At 40.6% G+C, this 21,996-nt stretch carries 18 protein-coding genes; 16 read left to right on the top strand and 2 right to left on the bottom strand.

Annotation, left to right across the window (positions count from 1 at the left end; all coding sequences use genetic code 11):
- Positions 1–86: 86 nt before the first annotated feature.
- The 13 genes from QOL76_RS16070 to QOL76_RS16130 all read left to right on the top strand — a co-directional run bounded on the left by QOL76_RS16070 (position 87) and on the right by QOL76_RS16130 (position 12,865).
- Positions 87–803: a T9SS type A sorting domain-containing protein gene (locus QOL76_RS16070; RefSeq protein ID WP_283413993.1), complete on the top strand. Its 717-nt coding sequence runs from the start codon at positions 87–89 to the stop codon at positions 801–803.
- Positions 804–870: 67 nt separating this feature from the next.
- Positions 871–1,779: an outer membrane protein assembly factor BamD gene (locus QOL76_RS16075; protein ID WP_283413994.1), complete on the top strand. Its 909-nt coding sequence runs from the start codon at positions 871–873 to the stop codon at positions 1,777–1,779.
- Between the two features lie 20 nt (positions 1,780–1,799).
- On the top strand, positions 1,800–2,114 hold the full coding sequence (locus QOL76_RS16080) for a DNA-directed RNA polymerase subunit omega (protein WP_283413995.1): 315 nt from the start codon (positions 1,800–1,802) through the stop codon (positions 2,112–2,114).
- 4 nt (positions 2,115–2,118) lie between these two features.
- Positions 2,119–3,327 (top strand): bifunctional phosphopantothenoylcysteine decarboxylase/phosphopantothenate--cysteine ligase CoaBC, encoded by a 1,209-nt coding sequence (gene coaBC, locus QOL76_RS16085; protein WP_283413996.1) that lies wholly within the window; start codon positions 2,119–2,121, stop codon positions 3,325–3,327.
- Positions 3,328–3,477: 150 nt separating this feature from the next.
- Positions 3,478–4,380 (top strand): type IX secretion system protein PorD, encoded by a 903-nt coding sequence (gene porD / locus QOL76_RS16090; protein ID WP_283413997.1) that lies wholly within the window; start codon positions 3,478–3,480, stop codon positions 4,378–4,380.
- Between the two features lie 39 nt (positions 4,381–4,419).
- The gene (recN, locus tag QOL76_RS16095) at positions 4,420–6,072 is read left to right on the top strand and encodes a DNA repair protein RecN (RefSeq protein ID WP_283413998.1); all 1,653 of its coding nucleotides are present in this window, start codon (positions 4,420–4,422) and stop codon (positions 6,070–6,072) included.
- An 86-nt stretch (positions 6,073–6,158) separates the two neighbouring features.
- On the top strand, positions 6,159–6,974 hold the full coding sequence (locus tag QOL76_RS16100) for an enoyl-ACP reductase FabI (protein WP_283413999.1): 816 nt from the start codon (positions 6,159–6,161) through the stop codon (positions 6,972–6,974).
- A gap of 132 nt (positions 6,975–7,106) precedes the next feature.
- The gene (locus QOL76_RS16105) at positions 7,107–8,696 is read left to right on the top strand and encodes an amidohydrolase family protein (RefSeq protein ID WP_283414000.1); all 1,590 of its coding nucleotides are present in this window, start codon (positions 7,107–7,109) and stop codon (positions 8,694–8,696) included.
- Positions 8,697–8,771: 75 nt separating this feature from the next.
- Positions 8,772–9,572, top strand: a complete 801-nt coding sequence (locus tag QOL76_RS16110; protein WP_283414001.1) for an alpha/beta fold hydrolase — start codon at positions 8,772–8,774, stop codon at positions 9,570–9,572.
- A 611-nt stretch (positions 9,573–10,183) separates the two neighbouring features.
- A complete protein-coding gene (locus tag QOL76_RS16115) occupies positions 10,184–10,636 on the top strand; it encodes a MarR family winged helix-turn-helix transcriptional regulator (RefSeq protein ID WP_283414002.1) in 453 nt (150 codons plus the stop codon).
- A 72-nt stretch (positions 10,637–10,708) separates the two neighbouring features.
- A complete protein-coding gene (locus tag QOL76_RS16120; RefSeq protein WP_283414003.1) occupies positions 10,709–11,260 on the top strand; it encodes a YceI family protein in 552 nt (183 codons plus the stop codon).
- A gap of 53 nt (positions 11,261–11,313) precedes the next feature.
- Positions 11,314–12,264, top strand: coding sequence for a ring-cleaving dioxygenase (locus tag QOL76_RS16125; protein WP_283414004.1), 951 nt, complete (start codon positions 11,314–11,316; stop codon positions 12,262–12,264).
- Positions 12,257–12,865, top strand: coding sequence for an alpha/beta hydrolase (locus tag QOL76_RS16130; RefSeq protein ID WP_283414005.1), 609 nt, complete (start codon positions 12,257–12,259; stop codon positions 12,863–12,865). The genes QOL76_RS16125 and QOL76_RS16130 overlap by 8 nt, the downstream gene beginning before the upstream one ends.
- A 56-nt stretch (positions 12,866–12,921) precedes the next feature.
- On the opposite strand, the gene QOL76_RS16135 is transcribed toward QOL76_RS16130, so the two are convergent.
- The gene (locus tag QOL76_RS16135) at positions 12,922–15,951 is read right to left on the bottom strand and encodes an AAA family ATPase (protein ID WP_283414006.1); all 3,030 of its coding nucleotides are present in this window, start codon (positions 15,949–15,951) and stop codon (positions 12,922–12,924) included.
- A complete protein-coding gene (locus tag QOL76_RS16140) occupies positions 15,948–17,177 on the bottom strand; it encodes a metallophosphoesterase family protein (protein WP_283414007.1) in 1,230 nt (409 codons plus the stop codon). Before QOL76_RS16140 ends, QOL76_RS16135 begins: the two co-directional genes overlap by 4 nt.
- A 123-nt stretch (positions 17,178–17,300) precedes the next feature.
- Between QOL76_RS16140 and QOL76_RS16145 the strand changes: the two genes are divergently transcribed.
- From QOL76_RS16145 to QOL76_RS16155, 3 genes are all read left to right on the top strand, one after another.
- Complete coding sequence (locus tag QOL76_RS16145) at positions 17,301–17,795, top strand: septal ring lytic transglycosylase RlpA family protein (protein WP_283414008.1); 495 nt, start codon at positions 17,301–17,303, stop codon at positions 17,793–17,795.
- Between the two features lie 81 nt (positions 17,796–17,876).
- Positions 17,877–18,947, top strand: coding sequence for an efflux RND transporter periplasmic adaptor subunit (locus tag QOL76_RS16150; RefSeq protein WP_283414009.1), 1,071 nt, complete (start codon positions 17,877–17,879; stop codon positions 18,945–18,947).
- Between the two features lie 3 nt (positions 18,948–18,950).
- The gene (locus QOL76_RS16155; protein WP_283414010.1) at positions 18,951–21,995 is read left to right on the top strand and encodes an efflux RND transporter permease subunit; all 3,045 of its coding nucleotides are present in this window, start codon (positions 18,951–18,953) and stop codon (positions 21,993–21,995) included.
- Position 21,996 lies beyond the last annotated feature (1 nt).

Genomic DNA, 21,996 nt, shown 5'->3' on the forward strand with positions numbered 1-21,996 from the left:
TTCTGTTAATACATAGCCATTGGTATATTTTTGTCCGTATATTGAATACAGTTACAACACTGAAGGCTTATCGATTAAAACTTTACATGAAACGATTACTCATATTTTTTACATGGCTTTGGCTGTTGGTTCCCGTATTTTCGGAGGCTCAACAGGTGCGTGTATTGAGTGATGGAGTAGAATTTCGAGGCGATTTAGGCTCTACACAGCGAAAAACCATCATCCTTCAAAACGAATCCAATCAAGTAAAAACTTACCTGTTAAAAAGTCTTCGTGGAAATATTGGGTCTTCACAGAAGGTCAGTGTATGTATTGGAGATAAATGCTACGACCCCAAAAAGGACCTAGCTAAAATAAAATTGACGTTAGAACCTGGTGAGTTACTTACTGATTTGTATCTGGTTTTTGATATGGGAATCGCTGAAACAAGAGGGTCTTTTGATTTATCTTTTGTGAATGAGAGCAATTTAAGAGATCTATTTGTCGTTGAAGCTAGGTATGAAGTTGATGATCCATCAGAAAAAGTTGATGAATTTGATTACAAGGATATTGTATTAAGTGATGTGTATCCAAATCCAAGTGTCAGAACTGCTCAATTTGACTATAACATTAAAAACAAATCTGTTAAAGCAAGAATTTCAATAAATAGCTTTATTGGAAATCCTATCGCAGATTATGAATTAGATCCAGAACGAAGCACTCTTCCAATCAACGTATCCGATTTCAATCCTGGGATATATTTCTACACCCTTTTCTTGGACAATAAAAATATTGTGACCAAGAAGCTCGTTGTCAAGAAGTAAGACTTGACCTACTAGCAATCATCCATTTGAATCCGAAAAATTATCCCGTATATTTGCGGTCTTGAAAATGAAAATGCGCGTACAATCCATTCTATTACTATTTATCATACTTGCTGCGAGTTCTTGCGGCCCATTCAACAAGCTTGAGAAGAGCACGAATTGGGAGGAATTATACGCAGGTGCCAACAAATATTATCAGGAGGGAGAATACAATAAAGCTATAATCCTTTACGATAAGGTGTTGCCGGTTATCAGAGGGAGTGAGAAGGCAGAATTGGCAGATTACAATTATGCTAATTGCCATTTTAAGACTAAAAGATACATAGAAGCTGCTGGCTACTTCAGTAATTTCTACAGAACATATAATAGGAGCCCTCTTGCTGAAGAAGCATTATTTATGAATGCGTATTCCCTTTACTTGGATGCTCCTGATGCCAACCTTGATCAACAGAGTTCTCAGGAAGCAGTGTCTGCGATACAACAGTTCGTGACTAAATTCCCAGCCTCTGCAAGCTATGAGCGTGCGATGGAAATGCTAGTTGATTTGCAAGGAAGATTTGAGGAAAAAGCCTATATGGAGTCTTCTATGTATTATAGACTGAAAGATGGTTTGTACCCTGGTGATTATTATAGGGCCTGCATTATCAACTTTCAGAATTTCATGAAAGATTATCCAGACAGTAAGCATAATGAAGAGCTTGCTTACAAGCTAGTTGAGGTAAGCACTGGATATGCCGAGAACAGTGCGTTTTTGAAAAAGGAAGATCGATTGAAGGATGCTTTAGGTTTTGCAACTTCATTTTATCGTAGATATCCAAATAGCGCTTTTACAGGAAAAGTGAAAGATATTGAAGAGAAGGCTAAAGAAGAATTAGACTCACATTCTGTTCTTTTAGCCGACTACAATCAACGCTTGGCTGAGCAAAAAGCAAAGGCACTTGAGAACAAGACAATAGAAAAAGTAGAAATAAAATAGAATTATAATCAAACAAGAATATGGCAATTAATCCATCAATCATTACAAGAGATCTTGATAAAATCGCTGATAAAACAGAGAATATCTATGAGTCTCTTCATATTGTAGGTCAAAGAGCGAAGCAAATTTCCAACACTTTGAAAGAAGAGTTGAATATGAAGCTTTCTGAGTTTGCCTCTACTGTTGATAATTTGGAAGAAGTATTTGAAAACAAAGAGCAAATTGAAATCTCTAAGTTTTACGAAAGAATGCCAAAACCAAGCACGTTAGCAATGGAAGAATTCATGGAAGGCAAAGTTTATAGCCGATTCCCTGAGGAACCAACGGCTGAATAATTCTATGAGCCTTAAGGGTAAGAAAATTATCTTAGGAGTGACGGGTAGTATAGCTGCCTATAAATCCGCGTTTCTTACTCGATTACTAGTTAAAGCAGGAGCAGAAGTGCAAATTATTATGAGCACTTCTGCTTTTGACTTTATTACTCCGCTCACCCTAGCAACACTATCCAAGCGCCCTGCTTTAAGCCAATTTCAAAAAGATGAAACTGGTGTTTGGAATAACCATGTGGAGCTAGGATTATGGGCGGATTTATTTTTAGTAGCACCTATAAGTGCTAATACCCTTGCCAAGTTTGCAAATGGCATTTGCGATAATCTTTTATCTGCTACCTACCTGTCAGCTAGATGCCCGGTGATGGTAGCGCCTGCCATGGACCTGGACATGTTTCAGCATCCTTCTGTACAATCAAATATTCAGAAATTAGAATCATCCGGGAATATCATACTCGATGCTGAATCCGGAGAATTAGCAAGTGGATTATCAGGGAAAGGTAGAATGATGGAGCCAGAGCACATTGTTTCTAAAGTGCAGAAGTTTTTCACCACCAAGACTGATTTCAAAGGAAAAAAAGTACTGATCACTATGGGGCCAACCCAAGAAGCCCTAGATCCTGTAAGGTACGTCAGCAATCATTCCAGTGGGAAAATGGGACTCGCATTAGCAAATGCTTTTATGTCCAGAGGAGCAGATGTTTTTGTCGTTTCAGGTCCGATTTCATTAAAAGTAAATAAGGATAATTTTCATTGGCAGGATGTAAAGTCAGCCAAAGAGATGTATGAAGCATCCTCAAAAATCCATGATCAAATGGATATTTGTGTTTTTGCTGCTGCAGTAGCTGATTATGCGCCTGCAGAAATCGCCCCTGAGAAAATTAAAAAAAGTGATTCTACGCTATTGCTCTCTTTAGTCAAAAACGTAGATATTGCCGCAAAACTTGGGGCTGAGAAAAGGCCAAATCAAGTTCATATTGGCTTTGCTTTGGAGACAGAAAATGAAGCTAAAAATGCGCAGGTCAAGTTAGGGAAGAAGAATTTTGACATGATTGTGCTTAATTCCATGAAGGAATCTGGAGCAGGTTTTCAAGTAGATACAAATAAGGTGCATATTTTTCATGCTTCGGGATTAGAGGTGGAGTCGGATGTGGCTCCTAAAAACCAAATCGCTAATCTTATTATAGATCAAATCAAAAATATCCCTGTTTGGGTTTGAGCCTTTATATTTCCTTATTTTAGGACTATGAAATCGATCATGATCCAAGGCATGCAATTATATCTATATACTAATCGTTTGGAGTTCATGCATCTAGAAAGCCATGGGATCGAACTGACTTTGTGGCCAAAGAAAGATTAACTTAAATACATGAAAAAAGGAATTATCCTTCTACTCTTCTTTTGTCAAATATTCACTGGGTTTTCTCAGGAGCTAAATTTTACGGTGATCATTAATAGTGATCGCGCAAGAATTCAGAATACCAATATTTTCGCTCAGATGAAGACCAGTTTTGAGCAATTTTTAAATGGAAGGTCATGGACAACAGATGAATTTCGGCCTGAAGAACGTATCAAAGGGAATTTGTTGATAACGATAAATGATGTGCCACAAGTGGGAACATACAATGCTACCGTCCAAATCCAGACGGTGAGGCCAGTGTATGGTACGAACTATGAGAGCTTGGTTTTTAATTTTGCAGATCGAAATTGGAGTTTTGATTACGTAGAATCCCAGCCCCTGGAATTTAATCGTTTTACCTTTTTAAATAATATAAGTTCCTTGCTGGCATTTTATGCTCAGATAGCCTTAGGCTTGGATTATGATACATTTGAAAGTAGAGGTGGAAGTGAATTCTTTGCTGCAGCAAATGATATTGTAAATAATGCACAGCAATCCGGTCGGCCAGGGTGGACACAGAGTACATCAGATCGTCGAAATCGATATGCGTTAAATAATGACATTTATACTTCGTCGGTTTTTTCTGTAATTAGAGATGCTTATTATTTATATCATCGTCAAGGTTTGGATATTCTTCAGATTAAGCCAGAGGAAGCGTATCAAAATATGCTTGAGGCCATCCGGATATTGGCGGAGGCAAATAAAACCCAGCCAAATGGCATCTTCGTAATCTCATTTATGGATGCCAAAAGCGACGAGATTACCTCGATTATGAAAAACGCTTCTTTGGAGATTAGGACAGAAATTGTCGAACTACTTCTGGAAGTTGACCCGAATAATGCGAGAAAGTACAATGAGCTGCTGAAAAGCTAAGCTCGATTTTTTAGTTTTGCCCAAACGAACTCATTACCCATGCTCAAATCTCTCAGCATTTCTAATTATGCTCTGATTGACAAACTGCATATGCAGCCAAGTCAAGGTCTTAGTATGATTACCGGCGAAACAGGCGCTGGTAAATCCATCATGCTTGGCGCTGTAGGTTTGCTTCTAGGGAACAGGTCAGATACCAAGGTCCTGCTACATGAAGATAAAAAGTGTGTTATCGAAGGAGTTTTTGATGTGGCAAACTACGGCTTGAAGGATTTTTTTGATAAGGCTGAGTTAGATTACGAGCCAATTTGTATTATTAGAAGGGAAATCAGTCCAGCAGGCAAATCCCGTTCATTCGTTAATGACACCCCAGTCTTATTAGATGCCTTGAAAACGCTAGGTAGCTATTTGATGGATGTCCATTCCCAACACGACACCTTGCAGCTAGGAGAAGGAAACTATCAGCTCAGCTTAATAGATGCCTTTGCGCAAACTCAGGAAGAACTTAAAAATTACAAAGCGGATTATCAATCTTTTCAAAAAGCTCAAAAATCATTCAATGAGCTGACTAAAAAGGCAATTGAGCTACAGAAGGAAGCAGATTTCAATCAATTCCAACTAGAAGAATTGAGTGTTTTAGGACTGAAGGAAGGGGAACAAGCCGAATTGGAATCTAATCAGGAAATCCTTGAGAATGCTGAAGAGATCAAATTGAAGATCAATGAAATGCTGAATCTCTTCCAAGATGAGCAATTTGGGATCAGCCAAGGAATGTCTCAGATTCAGCAAGGAATGCAATCATTGGAAAGATTGGCGCATGTGTTTGCTAGCCTAAGAGAAAGATTTCAGGCAGTGAATATTGAGTTGAAGGACATAGAAGAGACTCTTGGAGATGAGGAGAATAAGGTTGAAGTTGATTTTGAGAAATTGGATGAAACTCGGGATAGGCTAAGTAAAATCTATCAGCTTCAGAAAAAACATGGAGTAGCTTCTGTAGAAGAATTAATGGAGCTTGAAAAAGAGCTGGCTGATAAGGTTTTTCAAGTTCAGAATCTTGACGAAACGCTAGCAAAAGCAAAGAAGTTTCTTGAAGAGAGTCAGGCACAAGTTGCGCAATCAGGAAGAATTCTTCGTATGAAAAGGCAAGAGAGTTTTACTGCTTTCCAAAAGTCTTTGGAAAGCTTACTTGCCGGATTAGGAATGGAGAATTCCAAAGTAGTCATGGAACACAAGGGGATTGCGCCAGCAGTAAATGGGATGGATGAGATCGAATTGCTCTTTTCAGCCAATAAAGGATCTTCTCCTCAGCCCCTGAAAAAAGTAGCCTCAGGAGGTGAGTTTTCCAGATTGCTTTTTGCCATCAAATACCTGATGGCTGATAAAATGGCCATGCCTACCTTGATTTTCGATGAGATTGATACCGGGATTTCAGGTGAGGTAGCGTTGAAAATGGTTGGGATGATGCAAGACATTTCCAAAAGACATCAGGTGATTTGCATTACGCATTTGCCTCAGGTAGCAGGACAGGGTGATCTCCATTATTTTGTTTATAAGGACAACTCATCTGAGAAAACCGTCAGCAAAATCAAATTGCTCGAAAATGAAGAGCGAGTGATGGAGTTGGCAAAAATGATTGCGGGAGCCTCACCATCGGCTTCGGCAATAGAAAGTGCAAAGGAGTTGCTTCGTCGCTAATTGCCTCATTGCATCAATTTCGAGGCGTGAATGATTATTTTTTCCTATTTTTGGGCAGTAATTTTTGAAAATAACCCCCTAGCTATATGCCAGATAATTTGCTAAAAGGAAAACTGGGAATCATCACCGGTGCTCTTGACGAGAACTCAATTGCGTGGAAAACAGCGCTTAAAGCGAAAGAGCAAGGAGCAAAATTTGTATTGACCAATGCACCAATCGCCATGAGAATGGGTGCTATCAATGACCTTGCAAAGGAATGCGATACTATTGTGATTCCTGCGGATGCGACGAGCACAGAAGATATCGAGAAACTCTACGCTGAAGCAAAAGAGTATCTTGGAGGTAACTTCGATTTTATTTTGCATTCCATCGGAATGTCCCCAAACATCAGAAAAGGAAGATCATACGGTGATCTGAATTACGATTGGGCAATGAAATCTTACGATGTGTCTGCTATCTCTTTTCACAAGATGATGCAGGTAGCTGAAAAGCAAGATGTGATGAATGAGTGGGGGTCGATCGTCGGTCTTTCATATATCGCAGCTCAGAAAGTATTCCCTTTCTATACAGATATGGCTGATGCCAAAGCTTTGTTAGAAAGCATCGCACGTGGCTATGGATACAGATTCGGTAAGCTTAAGAAAGTTAGAGTAAATACCATCTCTCAATCTCCAACCAAAACAACAGCGGGAACTGGTATTGGCGGATTTGATTCCTTCTACAATTTTGCCGAAGCTCTTTCTCCATTGGGAAATGCTTCAGCAGAAGCTTGTGCAGAATATATCGTTACGATGTTCTCTGACTACACCAGATTAGTTACTATGCAAAATCTCTTTCATGATGGCGGATATTCCTTCACAGGAATTTCTGAAGACATCATGGAGAAGTTTAAGGATTTATAATTTCCACCAACAATCCTCAAAAAAGCCCTTTGGAATTGTCCTTAGGGCTTTTTTGTGTCCTTACTTTGTCATTTTTCAGTTTTTTGTTGTGACTTTTTGACTTAACTTATTTGCTGAATAAGACCATCACCTATGAAAAAAAGACTTTTATTCCTGGCCATTTTTGGCTTTTATCTTTCCTTTTCAGCCTTTTGCCAAATAAAAGCCGCTCCAGACAGAACCGAAGGCGATGGACAATATGGACGGTTGATATTAAGAGGTGTGATCCTGATAGATGGTACCGGTGCACCTCCGGTAGGCCCTGTAGATATTGTCGTTGAGAAAAACAGGATAGCTCAGATTCAGGTTGTCGGCTATCCTGGGATGCCAATTAATGAAAACCGTAGGCCAAAAGCGGGTCCAGATGACAAAGTTTATGAACTAGAAGGACACTATTTGCTTCCGGGGTTTGTCGATGCTCATGGACACATAGGAGGGGGAGGTCAGGGGACGCCTGCTGAATATGTTTTCAAGCTTTGGATGGCTCATGGCATCACAACGATTAGAGATCCATCGGCAGGGAACGGATTGGATTGGGTTCTTGATCAAAAGAAAAGATCAGCTGCCAATGAAATTACAGCTCCGCGAATCCTAGCCTATACCAGTTTCGGTCAAGGAGCAAAAGCTCCAATCACAACGGCAGAGCAAGCAAAGGCATGGGTTAATGAGAATGCGAAAAAAGGGGCAGATGGGATTAAATTTTTTGGGGCAAATCCAGAGGTAATGGAAGCTGCAATTTCTGAAAACAAGAGAATTGGACTTCGCTCTGCTATGCATCATCAACAGTTGGATGTAGCTCGATGGAATGTGTTGAATTCCGCCAGAGCTGGATTGACTTCAATGGAGCATTGGTACGGTTTGCCAGAGGCCTTATTTGAAAATCGAACGATTCAAGACTTTAGATTAGACTATAATTACCAAAATGAGCAGCATAGGTTTGCTGAGGCAGGCAAACTTTGGAAGCAAGCCGCTCAACCTGGATCTGATCATTGGAATCAGGTGATGGATGAATTGCTTGAATTGGATTTTACACTTGATCCTACATTTAATATTTATGAAGCCAATCGGGATATGATGCGTTCCCGCACTGCGGAATGGCATGATGTATATACACTTCCATCGCTTTGGAGATTCTATGCCCCAAGTCGTCAGTCCCATGGTTCTTACTGGTTTGATTGGACTACTGAAGAGGAAGTTCTATGGAAGGAAAATTATAAGCTGTGGATGACTTTTATAAATGAGTATAAGAATAAAGGAGGTAGGGTGACTACAGGGTCTGACTCAGGATTTATCTATCAGCTTTATGGTTTTGCATATATCAGAGAACTTGAATTGTTAAGAGAAGCTGGATTTCATCCACTGGAAGTTTTAAGGTCTGCTACTTTATATGGGGCAGAACTGCTGGGCATGGAAAAGGAAATTGGATCAGTAGAAGTAGGTAAGTTGGCGGATTTTGTCATTTTGGAAGAAAATCCACTTCAAAATCTGAAAGTACTTTACGGCACAGGCGCAATCCGGATAGACGAGAATAATAAACCAATCAGAGTAGGAGGCGTAAAGTATACTGTCAAGGATGGAATAGTCTATGATTCTAAAAAACTTTTGGAGGATGTGAAGGTTATAGTAGATAGGCAAAAAGAGGCTGAAGGGTTTACAATCACTCAGCCTGGTTTAGATTTTTAGAAAAGAGATAAATTGAAATTGAGTATGAAAGACTTTTCCTGATTGGGAAGAGTAACCATAAAAACAAAAAATAGAATGCCCCAAATCAAAGTAAACGGAGTCGATATTTTCTACACGGATCAAGGAGTTGGGGAGCAAACCATTGTTTTTTCACATGGTTTACTTTGGAGTCACAAGATGTTTAGGGATCAAATAGCGTTTCTGCAGGCACGTTTTAGGGTGATTGCCTATGATCATAGAGGGCAGGGAAAGAGTGAAGTGAAAGGTCCATTTGATATGGATACTCTCGCTGAAGATGCAGCAGAGTTGATCCAAAAACTATGCGTAGGTCGAGTACATTTTGTAGGACTTTCGATGGGGGGATTTGTCGGGATGAGATTGGCTGCTAGGTTTCCTGAATTGATCAAAAGTCTCATTCTCCTAGGGACCTCTGCCAATTCAGAACCTGTAGAAAACTTGCCTAAATACAAAACACTCAATGGAATCGTGAAATGGCTCGGGGTAGTACCACCGGTGGCGAGCAAAGTTATGAAGATCATGTTTGCGGATAGCTGGCTAAAAGATCCGCTGAACGCTCAGAAAATTGATTATTGGAAATCACAGTTAAAGGCAAATAAAAGAAATATCACAGGGGCCGTGGAAGGAGTGATTTATAGAAAGGGAATAGAACACGAATTAGGAAGCGTTACTTGTCCTACTATGGTGATTGTCGGCGATGAAGATATAGCAACCAAACCAATAAAATCAAAGTTTATCCAAATGAGTATTCCAAAGTCTAAGTTGCATAGAATCATCGGTGCTGGGCATAGTAGCTCTATAGAAAAACCAAAAGAAGTTAATCGATTAATAGGAGACTGGCTGATTGAGAGAAGTTGATCTTCTGGATGAAGAATTACTCGGGTTAAAATAAATGGTACTACCACGATTTTAATGGAGTTTACTAGTTATTTGTTTCTGATGATGGTTTCCGGAGGTTATCATCCGGATGGGTGAGCCTTGCGGGATTTTCGGTTTTGTAATGGGTTGAACACCGTTAAGAAAATGACTTAGCTCCCGAGGCACGAGGGAGATCCAGTCATTTTTAGGTGTGAAATCCAGAACAAAATTCCGCTGCATTGCTGTTTAAAATGAATAAAAAAAGGTATCAGCGGAAAGAAAAGACCGAGGCTCAGGGCTTTTTGGTTACTTTTTGGCCGCCAAAAAGTAACAAAGATAAAGCCTATATAAAATGGAGGAAGGTGTATGAGATGTTGATTCTCTCAAGAAAAATTATTCAATAATAAACAGAAGCTATACTTTCTTCTGTAGATATTAGTTTAGCGGCCAACTTACCTTTCCATTAAATTCAGGGTAGAACCAAATAAATATTATTAATGCATCTAAGGCTTCATTTGAGGCCTTTTTTCATTTTTTTCAAAAATTTTATGGCATTCTGAAACCTTTTACTACATTTACATGTATATACATTAAATACAATAACAAAAGATATGGGCAGTCTAGAAGAGGCGATCAAACAGAAGGAGTTCAAAGACCCGTATAATAAATTAGTGGTCAATTTACTTTATACTCACAGTTATTTGGTTTCAGCTCAAAATGGTATTTTAAAGCCTTTTGATCTTTCTCCAGAGCAATATAATGTGTTAAGAATATTAAGGGGGCAAAATGGAGTTCCAACTACCGTGTCTTCTATACAGGATAGAATGCTTAACAAAATGTCAAATGCAAGTCGTTTGGTAGATAAATTAAAAGCTAAGCTCTTGATAGAAAGAAGGGAATGTCCTTCTGATAGGCGACAGGTTGATATTGTAATTACTGATAAAGGGCTACAGGTTTTAAATGAATTACAAGCTTACATGGAAGGTTTTAACAATGAGGTAATCAAACTCAATGAGGAAGAAGTAGTTATGATGAATACACTACTCGATAAATTACGAGGCTAAAAAATTTACACTAATACGTGTCTATACATTTAATATCAATACAAATAAAAATTTAACTAAAACACAAACATTATGAGCACTACAAAATGGATTATCGACCCAACACACTCTGAAGTATCTTTCAAAGTAAAACACCTGGTTATCTCTACAGTAACAGGTTATTTCAGATCATTCGAAGGTTCAGCAGAAAGTTCATCTGAGGATTTCGATGGAGCAGCAGTTTCATTCTCTGCAGAGATCAACAGCATTGATACCAATCAAAAAGACAGAGATAATCACTTGAAATCAGCAGATTTCTTTGATGCCGAAAATCATCCTAAATTGACTTTCTCAGGAAAAATCAAGAATAACGGAGGCGAATATAAATTAGTAGGTGACTTGACTTTGAGAGAAACTACTAAAAACGTAGAATTTGATGTTGATTTCGGAGGAGTAGCGGGTGATCCTTACGGACAAACTAAAGCAGGCTTTGAAATCGAAGGAAAAATCAACAGAAAGGAATTCGGTCTAACTTGGTCAGCAGTGACTGAGGCGGGAAGTGTAGTAGTGAGTGATCAAGTTCGTCTACTCCTCAATGTTCAATTAGTGCAGCAAGTTGAAGAATCTGTCGAAGCAAACGGATAATCTAAAAGCTGCCATATGGCAGCTTTTTTTATAATAAAAAGAAAGGAAAATCTATGCAATCATTAATCACAGGTATCCATCACATCACTGCGATTGCTGGAAACCCACAAGCAAATATTGATTTCTATACCGGAATTCTCGGATTGAGATTAGTGAAAAAGACAATCAATTTTGATGCGCCCGGAGTTTACCATTTCTATTTCGGAGATGAGTTGGGAAGGCCTGGTACAGTATTTACCACTTTCCCTTTTACTGGCGCTCGCAAAGGTTCCAAAGGAGCGGGGGAGGTTACTTACACTGCATTTTCAGTAGCTGCTGGTTCTTTGGATTATTGGATTGAGCGATTGAAAAAGTTCGGAGTTGCTGTTTCAGATAAACTGACCAGATTTGGTGATCAATTGATCCGTTTTGAAGATCATGACAGCATGGGAATTGAGTTGATCGCAAATGATCAGGATGATAGAACGGGCTGGTCTTATGGACAGGTGCCAATTGAGCATTCGATTAAAGGTTTCTATGGAGCTACTTTAAATCTAAGAGCTAAGGAGTTGACTGAAAAGTTGCTGACTGAGCACATGGATTACCGCTTTATAGGAGAGGAAAATGGCAGATTTCGATATGGTACAGCTGGCAAGCCAGGAGATATTGTGGACATAGTGATTGATAAATCTGGGAGCCGTGGAATGCAAAGTGCAGGAACAATTCATCACATTGCTTTCCGCACAGAAAATGCAGCTTCGCAACTTCAAGTTCAGGATAAGCTGATGAAAAATGGCTATCAGGTGACTGAAGTGAAAGATAGAAATTACTTTACTTCCATCTATTTCCGTGAACCAGGTGGAGTTCTTTTCGAAGTGGCTACAGACGAACCAGGATTTGCAATTGATGAGGATGAAGCGCACTTGGGTGAGTTGATCAAACTGCCTGAATGGGCTGAGCCAAATCGCAAAAAACTAGAGGAGAGTTTGATTCCAGTAAAATTAAATGTAGAGTCTTATGCCTAAGATAAAAACAGCAGGTATTCCCTTGGATCAAGCCAAAAAAGCTGCGATTCTAATTCATGGTAGAGGCGCTAATGCAGAAAGTATTTTGGGTCTGTCGAAGTACCTTAAGCTAGATGATTATGCGCTTTTGGCTCCAGAAGCTGAAGGAGGTTCATGGTATCCTTACAGTTTCATGGCTCCGGATGAGGCAAATGAGAAAGCTTTAAAAGAATCATTAGCTTCTATTAAAGATGCATGGGATCAAATTGCTGCCGCTGGTATTCCTTCGGAAAACGTCGTATTTATTGGCTTTTCCCAGGGGGCTTGTCTTAGCCTTGAGTTTGCTGCACAAAATCCTCAGAAGCTTGCGGGAGTAATCGCTTTCACGGGTGGGTTAATTGGTGAGACTATTCAGGAACAGAAATATTCTGGTGATTTTGATGGCACCCCAATCTTTATTGGAAGTAGCGAGCAAGACTTTCATGTACCCCTTTCTAGAATAAAAGAATCAGAAACCCTACTGAGCAGGATGGGGGCAAAAGTGAAATTGTCGATTTTCAAGGATTCCAATCATACTATCCGTCAGGAAGAAATTGATTGGGTCAACGAGAATATATTGTAAATAGGTTTTCTTAATTCAAAAAAACCTCTGGCAGTTTGTCAGAGGTTTTTTATGTGTCAAAAAGAATAACTCACTTGGGATCCAAGCTCAGGATCCAATTCCACATTAGCAAAGACGCCAATTTCCTGTTGTAAATCTTCCACATGACTAATGATTCCTACGATTCGGTTTTCATGCCTCAGTGATTTGAGTGTTTCAAAAACCACCCGAAGGGCATTTTTATCCAAGGCACCAAAACCCTCATCCATAAAGAAGAAACTTTGATCAGCTTGGTTCAGGGCTTTTACTTTTTCTGCCAAAGCCAATGCTAGACAGAGCGAAGCTTGGAAAGTCTGACCTCCAGAGAGCGTTTTGAGTAGGCGTTTCTTGCCTCCATTCAAATAGTCAATTACCCAGAAGGTATTGTTATCGTCAATTTCCAGGCTAAGTCGATTTTTGCAAAGCTTCATAAAGCGCACATTCGCCGTGTTGCAAAGCTCCTTCAGGTAAATTGAACTTACGAACTTTACAAAACCACTGCCTCGAAATAGATTGTCCAATTCTTTGAGATAGCTTTCTCTGACCTCAAGTTTGACAAAGTCAGCCTGCAAACTTTTCTTTTCGGCTAATTTTGAGATTGCTTCCTGTATTTCCTTGTCTAGCAATAAGACTTGATTTTGGAAAGATTCAGCGTTGGTTTTTAAGTTTTCGAAGGAAGTAGAAAGCTCCTGAAAGGCTTGTTCCTGAAAATCGGCTACACCTTTCTCGGCTTCCAATTCTTGAATTCTATTTTCGGCGATATCATGCTTCCTGTCAAAGTCCGCAACTTCCCGAGCTACCTTCTCCGCATCCAGTGAATGCTGGAATAAACTAATCAATCGCTCCTCATCTTGGAAGCCATGCTTGATTTTCAAAGCTTCAAAATCTGCGGTTAGCTTTTCGAGCTTTGTCGAACTCTCATCACGCAGCTGAATGAAATTTGATAAGTCGGCTAAGTTTTTATCCGCTACACTACGTTTTTCGCGCAAGTGCTTTTGCTTTCCTTCCAGTGATTTCAATGCGTCTTCTATGTCTTTTTCCACTTTATCTATCGCAAATCGGATTTGCTCAGATTCTTTGGTGAAAAACTGTTTACAGAAAACCATATCTCGAATTTCTTCTTTCTTCGAGGAAATATTGGATAGTACAGATTGCAGTTTCAACTGTGCTTGTTGCAATTCCTTTTCAGATTGATCAATAGAAATTCGCTCTGCATCCCAGTTTTTGCGAAGGGATTTTACTTCTTGGATCAGCTTTTCCCGACTTTGAGAGTTTCTTTCTATTGCCTGAATTTTCGAAAGTAGTGCTTCGTGAGATTCTATTCCCTCTTTAGCTAAAGTAGCATTTAAAGAGCTGAGATTTTGCTTCGTTTCTAGTAATTCAGAGCTTTTTGAGGCAGTATTTTTTTGATTGTTTTCTAAATGAAATGTCAACTCTCCGAAACTGGATTTAGAAGTTTGAATCTGATCTAAAAGTACCTTTGCTTCCTGAATTTCAAGATCTTTTTGGGCTAAGGTATTTTCATCATCGCCTTGAAGTGGACTTGGATGATCCAAAGATCCGCAAAGTGGACAAGCCTCTCCGTTATGAAGCAAATGAACATGCGCAGCAAGTCCTTGCTTTTGCATCAGGATATCGCGCTCTTTCTCCAGTTTTTGAATAGTTGCTTTCTGGGTTGTTAACCAATTTTCGAAAGAGTCTTCTTTAGCAGGTATAGTGCTTTTCAGAGCTTCCAATTTTTCTTCGATTCGCTTTACTTCCTTTGTTAATTCATGCTCTTCAGATTGTAGTCTGCTCAATTGAACTTCTAGGGTTTTCCAGTCTTTAGCTGAGCTAATAAGGTTTGCCAATTGTGCGCTGTCTGTAGAGCTTATCTTTTCCGCCTCAGTTTCTAGCTCAGTAATTTTTGTTTCCAATGCCTTTTGAGCCTCTTTTTTAGTCTTTATTGAGGGTTGCAAATTAAGCAAAGTGGCATTCGCAACTTCTCGCTGAGTTTCTAGGGATTGGATTTCTATGACTTTTTTCAAATCACGGATTTTTGCTTCCCTTTGTGGTCGCTCCTGATTCTTTTTTTTGAGCTCCTCCTCTTCTTTTTCCAGATCAGCAACTTCTTTTGCAAACTCTATTTTAAAGCGCTCACAGTCAATTACGCTTACTTTATACTTTTCCAAGTCAGCGTTGGTGTCACGAAGCAGGTCCCAAACAGGGCGAAGATGGGTTTTGGATTTGATGAATTCTGAATGTAGCTGACGCTGTTTTTCAATTTCGGGACGTTGAATATTCAAACTCTCTCTCTCAGTTCTGAACTTCAGCAATTGCTGGTTTTTAGCTCGCAGGTTTTCTTGAAGCCGAATTTCAGTTTCAGTAATTTTTAGTTTTTGCGAAGCGTCAGTTGCATGGGTTTTTAGCTCAGAAAAATGACCTTGCTTTTCTATCAGTACTTCTTCTGAATATTCTTCCAAGCCCTGCAATTGAGTTTCCAAACGGATTTTCTGCTCTTTCACAGCCTTTAGAAGTAAGCCGGTTTTGAAGGATAAATCAAATCGCTCCAAACCAAAAAGCTCTTTCATCATCTTTGCCTGATCCAAAGGTTTTTGGTCGATGAACTCTCTGAATTTACCTTGAGGGATAATGACTGTCTGTTTGAAATGCTCCTTTTTCATACCGACGATTTCTTCCGCCCTAGCTGAAATCGGCTCCCAGTTCCCATCTACTTTTTCATAGAAAGTATGCTCAGCTGGCTTGATGTCGTCAAAATTCTTCGGATTTCTCTTAGCTGAATAGCGTGCTAAATATGTTTTTGCATTGTTTTTACCCGAGCTGAATTCGAAATTTAAAAGAAGTAGATCACTTTGGAGATTGACCATGCTATTCTTTTCTCCGCGATCAGAAAGCCGTTCCGTACTTCCATAAAGCGCCAAAAGAATTGCTTCCAAAATGGAGGATTTTCCAGAACCCACTGCACCAAAAATTCCAAAAAGTCCCGCTGCCGTCAGCTTATCAAATTCTATTGTCTGCTTTTCTTTGTAGGAGTATAATCCCTGAATGTCAAGTTTGATAGGAATCATGCTTCGTCGTTTTGGCTGATGACTTCTTTAAAAATCGAGAGTAATTCCTCATTTGGCTCCTGACCTTTGTCACTTTGGTAAAATAGTTTGAAAAGGCTTTCCATATCTTTTCCTAGGTCTTCGACCTGAAGACTGGAGTTTTCCCGACCCAAAGGATTTTTGATCTGCGGAATCAGATTGACGATGCCGTCATGTGCTTTCATAATCGCTTTCCGGGTTGCGGCTTCGATAGAACTTTCGGTGATGTAAGTCAATTCCACAAAGCAATAAGGGTTCTCTTCAAGCCATGCTAAGGTGTCGGGCAGGTTATCGAAGGTTTTTCGATACAGCGCTCTTCCTTCTTTTAAACCGACAGGCGTAAACCTAACTGACTTTCCAGGTTCAGCTTCGATGATCACCACTTGCTTTTCCTGATCCGCTTCGCTAAAAGAGTAGGCGAGGGGCGAACTGGAATAAACTACAGGGCAATGCTCGTGACCAACTGAATGGTAGCGATGCAAATGTCCCAAAGCTGCGTATTGGATTTGTGAAGGAATATTTCTGGTGAATAGCGCCTGCGTTCCTCCCACGTGGAGAATAGGCCGCTCGGACTCAGGTTCTGGCTCTGCTTTTTCTCCTTCTTTCATAAAGAAAAAGTGTCCACCAAAGAGATTTACTCCTTGCTCATCGCAATACTGATCTGCTATTTTTGACCAATTTGCTCCCATCAGATTGCGGAATTCCTCCTCACGGTCACCTTCGCCTAGGTAGGTTTTCATAGAAGCCTCATTTGCATAAGGAGCTAAAATTATCCGGATTGGAAAATCAATTTCGGGTAGTTTCATCTCCACAAAACCTGTGGCGGATTGTGTGATTTCTATTCCGTTATCAAGTTTACCTGTTGGGATGACTGTGTCATATTTTCCATAGAAAAAGATCCCCATTTCACGGGCCAGGGGATCCGGAGCTTCTACGAATTGTGTGCTATCATGATTGCCGGAGATAGCTATGATTGGTCTTTTTCCTCCTTTTGAAAGCCTGCGAAGAGATTTGTACAGCAATTCTACAGCTTCATGACTAGGATTGAATGTGTCAAAAATATCTCCTGCCAATAGAATCAGGTCAACATTTTCCTGATCTGCTATTTCCTGGATTTCTGCCAAAACCAGTTTTTGCTCCTCCAGTCTGGAATATTCCTGAAGTCTTTTTCCCAAATGCCAATCTGCGGTGTGGAGGATTTTGATCATAATCGTAGCTAAAAATGAATGAAGAACTAAGTTACTTCAGTGGATGACTTACTGCAAGCCATTTGATACAATTGACATAAATTGGCATCTTTATTGGAAATGCTGGCGAAATTCAGATTACCTATGTGGAATTGGCTTCTTATTTTGGTGGCTTCGCTTATTTCCGAGCCAAATCAGCCCGAACTGCCGCCTGATGCCTTGTTGATACAAGAGGGAGTGGCTAGCTTCTATGGTCGCAGATTCCACTTAAGAAAAACGTCCAATGGTGAGGTTTTTCATATGGATAGCCTCACAGCAGCGCATAAAACTTTGCCATTTAATACCCTTGTCAAAGTGACTCGGGAAGATACAGGCGAGTTTGTATGGGTGAGGATTAACGATAGACTTCCAAAAACTTCCAGACGAATCATTGATTTGTCCCGTGCGGCAGGCACTCAATTAGGTTTGCTGGATGATGGAATTACTCGTGTGCGAATCGAAGTGGAAACTATTGAGGAGATCGATAGACTTATAGAATATTTTGGAGACGATCCTCCTGCTACCATGAGGTTAAGGCCTGTAGATCTAGCCATTAGCCCGCCTTCCAAAGAAATTGACACCTCTTTACCAGATTTTTAGAATCATTAACATCCTTTTGAAAATAAATATTTTGACATTGAAGAATTAGTTAGTTTCTTATTAGCTGAAACTACTATTTCAATGAAAAACTCTACTCTACTACTTTTCGGTTTTTTAATAGTCCTATTTTCTGCCTGTAAGGAAGATAAGGAAAAGGTCGAAGAAGCTCCCACAGAATCCTTTCGAAATGAAGTTGCCGCCACTGAGGTAAATGTCGCCACGGCTGAGCGCAAAAGCTTCGATTACCTAATCAATGCTACTGGGAAACTTGAAGCAGGCGCCGAAGTTCTAGCGGTAATAGAACAAGCAGGCTACCTACTTGAAGTAAATGTCCGGGAAGGGCAGTTTGTCAAGAAAGGAGATGTTATAGCTACGCTGGATCCTACAGAAGCAGAATTCAGATTGGAGAAGGCAAAAATATCTCTTAGAAATGCTAATGCTGAGTATGAATCACAGAAAATGGGTTTTGAAACACTTTTCAGCTCAGATAATGATGCCCAAAAAGCGGTGGTAGATGAACAACTTCGAGCCAAGTCAGGTCTTTTTCTTAGTGAGGTAGAGCTCAAAGAAGCCCAAATGGCATTTGATAGAAGCGTCGTAAAAGCTCCGATTTCAGGGCAGGTGGCGGATCTCAAATACAAAGCAGGAAGTTTGGTCGGTGCAAGTACTGAGCTTTGCCAGATTTTAGGAACCAATGAGTTCATTCTGAAAGTAAAAGTGCTGGAGTCTGAGATTAGCTTGATATCCATCAACCAAAATGCTGAGGTTTATCCAATTTCCAATACCCAAACTGCCCTTAGAGGCCGTGTGACAGGAATCAATCCTAAAGTAGATGAAAGTGGATTAGTGCAGGTATCCATTACTTTGGCAGCAAATAAAAATCTCCTGCCAGGTATGAATGCTAGGGCAATAATCCGTGCTCCGCAAAGCAACTCCTTAGTAGTTCCGAAAGATGCGCTAGTCTACCGATCAGGAAGAGCGGTAGTGTTCTCCATAGAGAACAAAGAGTCAAAATGGAATTACGTAGAAGTGGGCAAAGACAATGGAGAGGAAGTGGAGATTCTCGATGGTCTCGAAGAAAACAGCACCGTAATCACTTCCAATAACCTTCAACTTGCGCATCAAGCTCCGGTTCAAATCGTAAAAGAATAAGCCATGGTTAGATTTTTACTGGCCCGGCCGATTGCAGTTTTTATGACTTTTATGGCGTTGATGGTATTTGCCTTCATCGTCCTACGCACACTGCCAATTTCGCTTTTGCCACCGATCGACGTACCGCAAATCGTGGTGAAGGTCAGTTATCCCAATGCTTCTCCCGAAGCTATAGAGCAAAATGTCCTGAATCCAATCCGAGAAGGATTGATCACGCTGAACGGCCTGGAGGAAATGGATTCCAAAGCAGGGTCAGAAGTGGGGACGATCCGCTTAACTTTTGACTATAGTACGCAGATGGAGTTGGCTTACATCGACGTCAATGAGAAAATAGACCGATTGACCAATGGACTGCCGCAAGATCTGGGACGTCCGGAAGTCATCCGAATCAATACTTCAGATATTCCTGTCGCTCGTGTACAGGTGGTGCCAAAAGAAGGAGCGGATGAAGTAGAAGTAAGTTTATTGGCTGAAAATGTCCTCAAGAAAAGAATAGAGCAGCTTCCCGGAGTTTCTCTGGTGGATATCAATGGAAAAAAGGACAGGATTATCACCGTAAAGCCAAATGAGGAGGCATTGTCCGCTTTAGGTATGACCCAGCAAAATGTGATTTCGGCGATCCAATCCGGTAATTCAGAGCTTCCGGGCATTTCTGTGAAGGATGGGCAGTTTCGTTACTACCTTCGATTGGCGACGAGAGTTGATACACCAAAAGACATTGAGAGCTTGCCGGTAGCGGCATCTTCAGGTGTGATTATTTCATTGGGTAAACTTGCCGAGGTAAATTATGAGACGCAGGAAACGCTGGGGTATCACCTTTTTGGTACTCAGGAAAGTCTGGTGATTACTGTTCACAAGCAGGCTTCCGCCAAAATGAACGAGTTGATTCCTGCACTCAAAGAGGCGATCGAGTTATTCAAAGAGGATTATCCTCAAGTGGATTTTGAGATCACTCAGGATCAGTCAAATCTCCTGAATGCTGCCATTTCCAACTTGGAAACTTCCTTACTTTTTGGAGGTGTTTTCGCTTTCGCAGTGCTTTTCCTCTTTATGAAGGATTACAGACTTCCGCTGATTATTGGCGTGAGTTTGCCGTCTTCCTTGCTGATTTCCTTTCTGATTTTCTACTTTTTTGATCTTTCGATCAATATCATTTCCCTCTCAGGTTTGGCACTTGGGATCGGGATGCTGATTGATAACGCAATCATCGTTTTGGATAATATTACCCGGAAGCGGGAAAGTGGTTTACCGCTGTTCGAAGCTTGTGTAGAAGGTGTGGATGAGGTGATGGGAGCGCTTATTAGTTCTGTATTGACTACGCTGGCAGTGTTTGTGCCGTTGGTGTTTTTGAGTGGGATTTCAGGGGCTTTGTTTTTCGATCAGGCAGTAGCGGTGACGGCAATTCTCTCAGTTTCCCTAGCAGTGGCTTTTATCCTGCTACCAATGCTGTATTTTCTGCTGTTTTCGCGCAGCAAAAAAGCCTATGATGATGGAGAGGGAAGGTTTTTTAGTAAGGTTTTAGGATTGTATGAATTTGGCTACCGCAAAATAAGTGGAAGCAGGAAAACAGCAATGCTGGTATTTTTATTACTAATTCCACTTGGGTTGGGAGTTAGTTTGATGCTAAAAACGACCGGGCTCCCAGAGATAGAGAAGCTGGACGCGACCCTTGATGTGGATTGGTCTGAGCCGATTTCTGCTTCAGAAAATAGAGATCGGGTAGTGACGCTCCTCAAAAGTCTTGAAGGAACATATTCTCAGGCTGAAGCGGATGTAGGTGTAAAGCAATTTTTACTTTTCGATGGGGAAAACTCCATTCAGCAATCCTTACTCTATTTCCTTTTCCCATCTGTAGAAGAAAAGGAAGTGGCCATCAAAGATCTCGAAGCTACGTTGAAAAAAAATTATCCAGAAGCATCCTTTACGCTGGGGGATGCGCCAAATGCCTTTGATCAGTTGTTCAGTTCTGACATGCCTTTCTACGAAGTGAGATGGAAAGATCTGGCATCCAAGGAACCAGTTCCGGAGGATAAAATGGATCCTTGGCTCAGTCAATTCCCAACTCAAGAGTGGGAGCGAGGACCTGGGTTGATGAAAGAAGCGTCAGTGGTCTTTACGCTTCGTGCAGATAAGATGGCTACCTATCAGGTTCCAGTAGATGCTATTCAAACTCAAATTTCCAGGTTATTTGGAAGTTATACGATTACCGATATTCGACGCTTTGGAGAGATCACTCCAATCCGATTGAAGGAGCCAAATGCACGGTTTGAAGATATCCTTCGCACTACCAGAGTGGTGGCCTCGGATACGACTTCATATATTCTTGGCGAATTTGTAGAATATGGGTACGAGGATCATTACAAATATGTGACTGCTGATAAAGGAGGTATTTATCAATCTCTGAATGTGACCGCTGAGAATCCGGATGAGAACGTTAGTGCATACAATCGCTGGGGACAGGACAAAAATCTCGGTGTAACTGTAGTCGGTCAGTACTTCAAGGACAAGGAGAATATCCGCCAGTTGATTGGGATCTTGTTGATATCTGTGTTGCTACTTTACTTTATTTTGGCAGCTCAGTTTGAGAGTTTTATCCAGCCATTGATCGTGGTGTTTACGCTTCCTTTGGGAATCGGTGGAGCATTTTTGGTACTTTGGATTTTCGGAGCTTCGCTGAATGTCATGTCTGCCATTGGACTTGTGGTGATGCTCGGGATCATGGTAAACGATGCTATTCTGAAGATCGATACCATTAATAGGCTTCGAACAACTTATGTGGAGTCGGATGATATTTCTGCCGCACAAGCACTGGAAATGGCACTTCATAAAGCTGGTCAGATTCGTCTCAAGCCTATCTTGATGACTTCGATTACGACTATTTTGGCATTGATTCCAATCGTGTTTAGCAGCGGTTTGGGAGCTGATTTGCAGCGCCCATTGGTCTTTGCAGTAATCGGGGGGTTGACTATCGGTACACTTACCGCATTGTATTTTGTGCCTTTGGCTTACTGGTTTACAGTTTCTAAGAAATCACTGAAAACGACATAGT

Source organism: Algoriphagus winogradskyi (assembly GCF_900182815.1).
Lineage (GTDB): Bacteria > Bacteroidota > Bacteroidia > Cytophagales > Cyclobacteriaceae > Algoriphagus > Algoriphagus winogradskyi.